We start from the raw sequence: 2,721 nt of genomic DNA on the forward strand, positions 1-2,721 counted from the left end.
GTTCGTTGCTTCAGAACTAACACAGTGGACGCGAGCAACTGAGGACAAGCCCTCGGCCTATTAGTACCAGTCAGCTCCACCCGTTACCGGGCTTCCACATCTGGCCTATCAACCCAGTCGTCTACTGGGAGCCTTACCCTCTCAAGGAGGTGGGAATACTCATCTTGAAGCAGGCTTCCCGCTTAGATGCTTTCAGCGGTTATCCCTCCCGAACGTAGCCAACCAGCCATGCCCTTGGCAGGACAACTGGCACACCAGAGGTTCGTCCGTCCCGGTCCTCTCGTACTAGGGACAGCCCTTCTCAATATTCCTACGCGCACAGCGGATAGGGACCGAACTGTCTCACGACGTTCTAAACCCAGCTCGCGTACCGCTTTAATGGGCGAACAGCCCAACCCTTGGGACCGACTCCAGCCCCAGGATGCGACGAGCCGACATCGAGGTGCCAAACCATCCCGTCGATATGGACTCTTGGGGAAGATCAGCCTGTTATCCCCGGGGTACCTTTTATCCGTTGAGCGACGGCGCTTCCACAAGCCACCGCCGGATCACTAGTCCCGACTTTCGTCCCTGCTCGACCCGTCGGTCTCACAGTCAAGCTCCCTTGTGCACTTACACTCAACACCTGATTGCCAACCAGGCTGAGGGAACCTTTGGGCGCCTCCGTTACCCTTTGGGAGGCAACCGCCCCAGTTAAACTACCCATCAGACACTGTCCCTGATCCGGATCACGGACCGAGGTTAGACATCCAGCACGACCAGAGTGGTATTTCAACGGCGACTCCACAACCACTGGCGTGGCTGCTTCAAAGTCTCCCACCTATCCTACACAAGCCGAACCGAACACCAATATCAAACTGTAGTAAAGGTCCCGGGGTCTTTCCGTCCTGCTGCGCGAAACGAGCATCTTTACTCGTAGTGCAATTTCACCGGGCCTATGGTTGAGACAGTCGAGAAGTCGTTACGCCATTCGTGCAGGTCGGAACTTACCCGACAAGGAATTTCGCTACCTTAGGATGGTTATAGTTACCACCGCCGTTTACTGGCGCTTAAGTTCTCAGCTTCGCCCCACCGAAATGGAGCTAACCGGTCCCCTTAACGTTCCAGCACCGGGCAGGCGTCAGTCCGTATACATCGCCTTACGGCTTCGCACGGACCTGTGTTTTTAGTAAACAGTCGCTTCTCGCTGGTCTCTGCGGCCACCCCCAGCTCAGAGTGCAAGACTCATCACCAAGCGTGGCCCCCCTTCTCCCGAAGTTACGGGGGCATTTTGCCGAGTTCCTTAACCATAGTTCACCCGAACGCCTCGGTATTCTCTACCTGACCACCTGAGTCGGTTTAGGGTACGGGCCGCCATGAAACTCGCTAGAGGCTTTTCTCGACAGCATAGGATCATCCACTTCGCCACAATCGGCTCGGCATCAGGTCTCAACCTTATGTGAGGGACGGATTTGCCTACCCCTCGGCCTACACCCTTACCCCGGGACAACCACCGCCCGGGCTGGACTACCTTCCTGCGTCACCCCATCGCTTACCTACTACAAGTCTGGTTCGTCGGCTCCACCACTCCCCTCAACTCCGAAGAGATCAGGGCGGCTTCACGGACTTAGCATCGCTCGCCTCGATATTGGGCGTTTCAAAGCGGGTACCGGAATATCAACCGGTTGTCCATCGACTACGCCTGTCGGCCTCGCCTTAGGTCCCGACTTACCCTGGGCAGATCAGCTTGACCCAGGAACCCTTAGTCAATCGGCGCAAGAGTTTCTCACTCTTGTATCGCTACTCATGCCTGCATTCTCACTCGTGAACCGTCCACAACTACCTTCCGGTGCTGCTTCACCCGGCACACGACGCTCCCCTACCCATCACAGCAGGCGTTGGCCCTATTGCTGCAATGACACGACTTCGGCGGTACGCTTGAGCCCCGCTACATTGTCGGCGCGGAATCACTTGACCAGTGAGCTATTACGCACTCTTTCAAGGGTGGCTGCTTCTAAGCCAACCTCCTGGTTGTCTCTGCGACTCCACATCCTTTCCCACTTAGCGTACGCTTAGGGGCCTTAGTCGATGCTCTGGGCTGTTTCCCTCTCGACCATGGAGCTTATCCCCCACAGTCTCACTGCCGTGCTCTCACTTACCGGCATTCGGAGTTTGGCTAAGGTCAGTAACCCGGTAGGGCCCATCGCCTATCCAGTGCTCTACCTCCGGCAAGAAACACACGACGCTGCACCTAAATGCATTTCGGGGAGAACCAGCTATCACGGAGTTTGATTGGCCTTTCACCCCTAACCACAGGTCATCCCCCAGGTTTTCAACCCTGGTGGGTTCGGTCCTCCACGAAGTCTTACCTCCGCTTCAACCTGCCCATGGCTAGATCACTCCGCTTCGGGTCTAGAGCGTGCAACTCAATCGCCCTATTCGGACTCGCTTTCGCTACGGCTTCCCCACACGGGTTAACCTCGCTACACACCGCTAACTCGCAGGCTCATTCTTCAAAAGGCACGCAGTCACGAAGATCCGAAGATCTCGACGCTCCCACGGCTTGTAGGCACACGGTTTCAGGTACTATTTCACTCCGCTCCCGCGGTACTTTTCACCATTCCCTCACGGTACTATCCGCTATCGGTCACCAGGGAATATTTAGGCTTAGCGGGTGGTCCCGCCAGATTCACACGGGATTTCTCGGGCCCCGTGCTACTTGGGAGATGAGCAAGCAAGCCG

The 2,721-nt window shown here is 56.4% G+C and carries 1 rRNA gene (only partly in view); it reads right to left on the reverse strand.

The features are described 5' to 3' along the window. Nucleotides 1–2,721: ribosomal RNA gene (locus ACFVGY_RS17860) — 23S ribosomal RNA — on the reverse strand; its annotated part runs 240 nt beyond the window's last position; the annotation flags it as partial.

This window comes from Streptomyces sp. NPDC127106, assembly GCF_042677605.1.
Lineage (GTDB): Bacteria > Actinomycetota > Actinomycetes > Streptomycetales > Streptomycetaceae > Streptomyces.